Source organism: Jujubicoccus corallicola, assembly GCF_047345645.1.
Classification (GTDB): Bacteria; Pseudomonadota; Alphaproteobacteria; order Rhodobacterales; family Rhodobacteraceae; genus JBLEFH01.
In genome coordinates this window covers 86,086-92,085 of the sequence record NZ_JBLEFH010000011.1, presented here as the reverse complement: position 1 = coordinate 92,085, position 6,000 = coordinate 86,086, and the positions used below count along the sequence as shown (strand labels likewise).

The 6,000-nt window shown below is 59.2% G+C and carries 5 protein-coding genes; 1 reads left to right on the top strand and 4 read right to left on the bottom strand.

Annotated elements, in window-relative coordinates:
* The coding region (locus ACMA5I_RS15370; RefSeq protein WP_525887163.1) for a contractile injection system protein, VgrG/Pvc8 family at positions 1–575 on the bottom strand (575 nt) is incomplete at its 3' end.
* 245 nt (positions 576–820) lie between these two features.
* Between ACMA5I_RS15370 and ACMA5I_RS15365 the strand changes: the two genes are divergently transcribed.
* Positions 821–1,477: a hypothetical protein gene (locus ACMA5I_RS15365; protein WP_525887162.1), complete on the top strand. Its 657-nt coding sequence runs from the start codon at positions 821–823 to the stop codon at positions 1,475–1,477.
* A 433-nt stretch (positions 1,478–1,910) separates the two neighbouring features.
* Here ACMA5I_RS15365 and ACMA5I_RS15360 read toward each other — a convergent pair whose 3' ends face one another.
* From ACMA5I_RS15360 to ACMA5I_RS15350, 3 genes are all read right to left on the bottom strand, one after another.
* Positions 1,911–2,978: an ABC transporter ATP-binding protein gene (locus ACMA5I_RS15360; RefSeq protein WP_525887161.1), complete on the bottom strand. Its 1,068-nt coding sequence runs from the start codon at positions 2,976–2,978 to the stop codon at positions 1,911–1,913.
* 22 nt (positions 2,979–3,000) lie between these two features.
* Complete coding sequence (locus tag ACMA5I_RS15355; protein ID WP_525887160.1) at positions 3,001–4,734, bottom strand: ABC transporter permease subunit; 1,734 nt, start codon at positions 4,732–4,734, stop codon at positions 3,001–3,003.
* Positions 4,735–4,806: 72 nt separating this feature from the next.
* Positions 4,807–5,940: an ABC transporter substrate-binding protein gene (locus tag ACMA5I_RS15350; RefSeq protein ID WP_525887159.1), complete on the bottom strand. Its 1,134-nt coding sequence runs from the start codon at positions 5,938–5,940 to the stop codon at positions 4,807–4,809.
* Positions 5,941–6,000: the final 60 nt, after the last annotated feature.

Sequence of the window (6,000 nt, the reverse complement as noted above, 5' to 3'; positions counted from 1 at the left end):
GCCGCATGCGACGCGATATGCATCTGATGCTGGCCCTCCTGGTGCGACCACCAATAGTAGAGCCCGTCCTCTTCCAGACGCCGCGTCAGATAATCGAGATCCGTCTCGTTCCACTGCACCGAATAATGCTGCGTCGGCACCGGATCGACCACCCCGCCCGTGATCGGTTTGGCAATCCCGTGCTCGCTCATCAGCTCTTCAGCCACATCGAGCGCCGATTTGTCCATCCAGATCCGGCAATCCGAGGTTTGCGACAAGAGCCACAGATCCGGCCGCAGTACGATCTCGTAATGGCGCAGCCCCCGGCTCTGGCGCGGCCCAGCCGTCAGATCCGTGACCAGCGCGTTCCATGTCCGCCGCTGGCCATCGCCAAGCTCGATAGAAACATCCACCGACTTGCCCAAGAGATCCTGCGGCTTCAGATCCGGAGACTTCGAGCGCACCGACATCCGCCCCTCGAAGAGCTCCGAAATCGCCTCACGAAACTGCAGCTTCTGCGCCAAAAGCGCATCCGCCCCCAGCGGTGTCTCGATCCGCAAAATACGCATCGCCTGGATCACAGAGGACAAGGACATAACCGACAACTCCAGCAGCTCAAGATTCGCACTCAGCCAGACATTACCGAATTCTTAACCGCTGTCAGCCGAAAAAATGTCGCAGGGGGCATCATTTTACATCAAAAAATAAGAATATGTCGGCGCGAACACCGCTATTCCCTTCAAATCGCAGGCTTGTTACTCTTCACATAAATAACATGAACATGTATTGGGTAGGGAAAATAAGACGGAGTGGCATGCGATGTCGCAGGGAGCGCGAGCATATGAGCAAAAAGACACCCGAAAAAGCGCAAGATGGCGCGTTGCTTCCCACATCGAAATCCCGCCACCGAAGCCCGCTGCCCAGCGACCGCTATGGCATCTCTCGCAAATCCGCGAGAGGCGTGGACGGGAAGGCCTGGATCGTTAAGCTTTCGCGCGGCGGGCGCATGATCCAGGCCAGCTTTACCGATGGCACCTATGGTGGGCGCGAGGTCGCGCTCTATGTCGCCCGCGCCTATCGCGACGCGGTTCTGGAGGTGATCCCGCCGCTCACGAAGGCCGAGATGCGGCAGGTGCAGCGCAGAAAGGCGGAAGGTTCTCATAGTTCCGAGATAACCGGTGTGCATTACGCCAAGCCGTCGAAAGGGCGCTCCGCGGCTTGGGTGGCGCGGATCGAGCTGCCTGCAGAGGAAGGTACGACATCCACCGCCAAGCGCCAGCGGCGAGCCATCACGCGCCGCTTTTCAGTCGCCCGGCTTGGCTATGACGCCGCGAAAGCCGCCGCAGAAGAAGCGCGATTGGAGATGCTCGACGCGCTGCAGGATGGTCAAGATCCGGCGCTTAGAAGCGGAGCCGCGCAGAGGCTCCATAAGAGGCTGAGCGAGAGGCCAAAAGGCGAGGAACGTTGGCGTTCAGAGCCGCAAGACACAGCTCTATAGCAGGCGAAGAAGTTAAGGCTCTTTATGCTATCCATTCAGGCTAATCAGCATAGATCAACGCGCGCTGTTGCCGCCTCAATGGCAAGATGTCTCCACTGGCTCCTAGAAGGTCAACACCCAACAACGTGATGTCAGAGACAAAACGCTTGGCAAACATGGTCATATTGACCGCAACCGCGACTTCTAAGTGATTGAAATCCAAAGCAGTCTGCGGACAAATAGGATGGCGATCCACACCGCTTGTGAATTGACACGCTATTTGACCTTTTTGGACAGAAGTTGTCCTCAAATTGGCAATTGAGCGGCGGGATAGACTGGTGAATTCTAGAGGTTTCTGCGTTCCGCCTATTAGAAAGCGGCACCTAAACTTTGCATCCGGCCGTCGACGCGGAGCCATCCTGAACACTTCAGCCCCCGAACAATCCTTTCGAAGTCACGCCGGCAGCAATTGCAGCGATGCCGGGTGCCAGCTGAGCGCAACCGCATCGCCGGCCGACAGCGCTTCATCCGCATAGGGCGCGGACACCTGCGCGACGAAGGAATGGGGGGCGCAGTCAACGATATAACGATACGAATTTCCAAGGAAAAACTTGTTCTTTATCGTCCCTGTCCAGCCATCCTCCGTCAGATCGCCGGGCCTCAGCGAAATTTGCTCTGCACGGATGCCGAGCGCCACTTTCATCCCTGCACTCATCCCCTCCGGCTCACCGATGGCGACGCGGCGCCCTTTTTCGTCCTCGGCATAGAGGCCCGTGTCCCCCCGTTTGACGGTGGTGTCGATGATATTCGTCTCGCCCATGAATTCGGCGATGAAGCGTGTTTTCGGCTGGCGATAGATCTCGTCGGCGGTGCCGAATTGCTGGAGTTTGCCGCCGTCGAGCACCGCGATGCGATCCGACAGGGCGAGGGCCTCGTCCTGATCGTGGGTGACAAAAATCGTCGTCGTGCCGATCATGTCATGCAGGCGGCGCAACTCGAATTTCATATGCTCGCGCAAGCGCCGGTCAAGCGCGGACAGGGGCTCATCGAGCAGCATGACAGACGGCTCGAAGACCAGCGCCCGCGCAATCGCCGTTCGCTGCTGCTGCCCACCCGAAAGCTCCGAGGGCCGGCGCTTGGCAAAATTCGTGAGCTCGACCAGCTCCAGCACTTCGTTCACACGATGGGCGATTTCATCCCGCGGCACACCGCGCATCTTCAGCGGATAGCCGACATTCCCCGCCACAGTCATATGGGGGAAAAGCGCATAGCTCTGGAACACCAGCCCGATTTCGCGTTTCTCGATGGGGAGCGCCACGACACTTTTGCCGCCAATCCGAATATCGCCTTCGCTCGGCGTCGTGAGCCCCGCCAACATCTGCAAAAGGGTCGTCTTGCCGCTTCCCGACGGCCCGAGCAGGGTGATAAATTCGCCATTGCGGATCGACATATTCACATCGTTCAGCGCAACGAAATCACCATAGCGTTTGCTCAGGCCAACAATTTCAACACCATCGCTCATGAGGGGTCTCCTTCTATCTGTGTTACTGCTGCGCCAGACGGCGCGCCTGAAGCTGCTGCGCGAAATTCGCCAGCAGGCCGAAGAGGATGACAACAAGGATCATGATGGAGGCGACGACCGTAATCATCGGGCTGGTCGCCTCGCGCATCTGGAGCCACATATAGACCGGCAGGGTCTGGTAGCGTCCGCCCATGAAGAGCGGGATCAGCAGATTGTCGAACGCGTTCAGGAAGCTGAACAGGGAGGCGACAATCAGGCTCGGCCAGACAATCGGCACGACAACGTCGAAAAAGCCGCGAACCGGGCCCGCGCCGCAAGCGCGCGCCGCGTATTCGATATCGACTTTCAGCGACCGGAACACCGCCGACATCACCAAAAGCACCAATGCGGTTGCCGTCACACCCTGCCCCGCCACAATCGCCGCGGCCGTTCCAGACACACCGAAGGCGGAGGCGGCGATATAATAGGCGATGGCGGGCACGATCTCGGGCAAGATCAGCGGGACGAGGGCGAGCGAGATGATCAGCGATTTGCCGGGGAAGCGCCCGCGCACGATGCCATACGCCGCCGCCGAACCGATCAGGACGGACACAATCATCGTGACAACGCCGAACTGGAAGCTCTGACGCAGCGCCCGCACCCAAGGTTCCTGCTGGAAGAACAGGGCATAGCCCTCGCCGTTAAGCTGTGTCGGCGGCCAGGAGAGGTAGTCAGGATCGCCGAAGGACAAGACCACGATCAGGGCCTCGGGAACGATCAGAAAGACGACAACCGCAAGGGCGATAGCGAGCCGCAACCCTGCGCTGACATGTCTCGGCACGCGGTCGAGCCAAGCCAAAACAGGGGCAAGGAGCTTTTCAAAAAGCGCTCCGATGGGGGCAAAGACGGAGGATACCAGCACCCCAAGACGCGATGGCGCAGCCCCCCGTCCCTCGCCTGACACATCGCCAAACTGTCCGCCCCGGACCAGCCCATAAATCGGGATCGCCAGCAGGATCAGAAAGACCAGCGACATGGCGGAGGCGAAATTCCAGTCGAGCGAGACGGTGGCGATCAACACGATAATCTGCCCGAACATCAGATTGCCGACACCGCCCAGAAGCTGCGGGATCACGAAGGCCCCGAGCGCCATCACGAAGGTGAGAAGCCCGCCGAGAACGACGCCCGGCATGCTGAGGGGGAAGAACACCGTAAAGAAGGCGCGCAGGTTTCCGGCGCCGAGACTTTTGGCAGTGATCATCAGATCGGAGTCGATCCGCCCCATGATGGTGTAGATCGCCAGCACAGCCGGGGGCATGAGAATATGCACAAGGCCGATAACCGTCCCGATGGTCGAGTGCCCGAGCAGATAGGGCTCGTCCAGAATACCCGTTGCCACAAGCGCGCCATTGACCGGACCCTCAAGGCCAAGCACCACCGACCATGCATAGGTGCGCACCAGAACCGAGGTGAAAAAGGGCAAGAGAACGCAGATGAGCAACACCGTCCGCCGCCAGCCTTCGGAAAGGTGGATCGTGAGCGCGACCGGATAGGCGAGAAACAGAATGAGCAGATCCACAAAAAACGCGATCTTGATCGTGTTCCAGATCGACGCCAGATAGGCGGGCTGGCTGAACACATTCTGAATTTCGCGAAGGGTAAACTCTCCGGTGGGCGTCTGAAACGCGCTCACAAGGAAATAGAGGATCGGCAAAAGCGAGGCGATCGCGATAAAGACGACCAGCGGAAGAACCGGAAGAAAGCCGCGAAAATTCATCTGACACCCGAGTTTATTTTAGGAAACCAGTGGCACGGGACAGCGTTTGCGCCCCGTGCCGGATGCTGCGGATCAGAGACCGATCCGCCATGCGGTGAAGGCCGCGATCACACCGTCCAGATTGGTTTTGCCGGTGTTCGGATCGATTTCGTTATACCAGGGATCGTCAAGGAAGAAGAACGCGTCTTCGCCATATTGCGATGAGAACGGCAGGCTGCCTTGCAAGGCCGGATCAACCTTCTCGATCACGGTCTCAATCGGCACGATCAATCCGCCCTTGGTCGCCTCCGCATAGGCGGCCTGAGTCTCCGGCTTTTTCCACCATGTCAGGAAGATCTGTGCATTTTCCTGATTGGCCCCGTTGGCCAGCACCGCATCACGGGTCCGGTCGACAGCGGTTTGCAGCCCCTCGATGGCCATATGAATCGGCTGCCCGGCATCGAGCGCGCGGAAGACAGACGGCCCGAACGCCCAATCCATCACCACATCACCGGCAACAAGCGCTTCGATCCCTTTTGGCGAGGCTTCCCAAAGCACGAGATTGTCACGGATCGTCGAGAGTTTTGCCAAGGCACGGTCCACATCCAGCGGATAGAGCTCGTCAGGCGAAACGCCATCGGCAATCAACGCATATTGGATATTGGCGAGGATTCCGGCACCGCCCGCAGACATCGCGCGATTGCCAGGATATTTCTCAAGGTCAAAGAAATCTGCCCAAGAGGTCGGCGGATTATCCTCCAGCGCCGGACCGTAGAGCAGCCACAGCCCTTCGGAGGGGCCAGCGGCCCAGTTTTCACCCAAAAGATCCGCGTCCTGATAGGCGGTCACAACCTCCGGTGCCCATCTGGACGTATCGAGCGGCGCAAACATGCCCTCCTGATCCACGGCCGAAAAGTGGTCAACGAGCATCCCGAGCGCGACATCCCATTCGGCATTGCCCGTGCGTTGCTGAAGCACCAGCTTGGGGCCGTAATCCGCATCGCCCACCTCGACGCCGACCACATTGATGCCGGTTTCTTCGGTAAATTGCGGCAGGAGCGACTCCACGGCAGCGCCGTCGATCCCGCCCCAATGCGCGACGATGACCTCGCCGTCACCCTTCAAATCCTGCGCGAACGCCGTGCCGCCAAACGCCACGGCGACACTCATAGCGCCCAACATGTTAAACGCGCGCCGGCTCAGCCCCGACTGCAATGTGTAACCCATCATTTTCCTCCCAGATTCTGCTGTGATGCATGCGGAGGTCATCTCCCACGCAACATTTGT

Coding starts and splice junctions, on each gene's coding strand:
- ACMA5I_RS15355 (WP_525887160.1), bottom strand. CDS start 4,734: ATGAATTTTCGCGGCTTTCTTCCGGTTCTTCCGCTGGTCGTCTTTATC.
- ACMA5I_RS15365 (WP_525887162.1), top strand. CDS start 821: ATGAGCAAAAAGACACCCGAAAAAGCGCAAGATGGCGCGTTGCTTCCC.
- ACMA5I_RS15360 (WP_525887161.1), bottom strand. CDS start 2,978: ATGAGCGATGGTGTTGAAATTGTTGGCCTGAGCAAACGCTATGGTGAT.
- ACMA5I_RS15350 (WP_525887159.1), bottom strand. CDS start 5,940: ATGGGTTACACATTGCAGTCGGGGCTGAGCCGGCGCGCGTTTAACATG.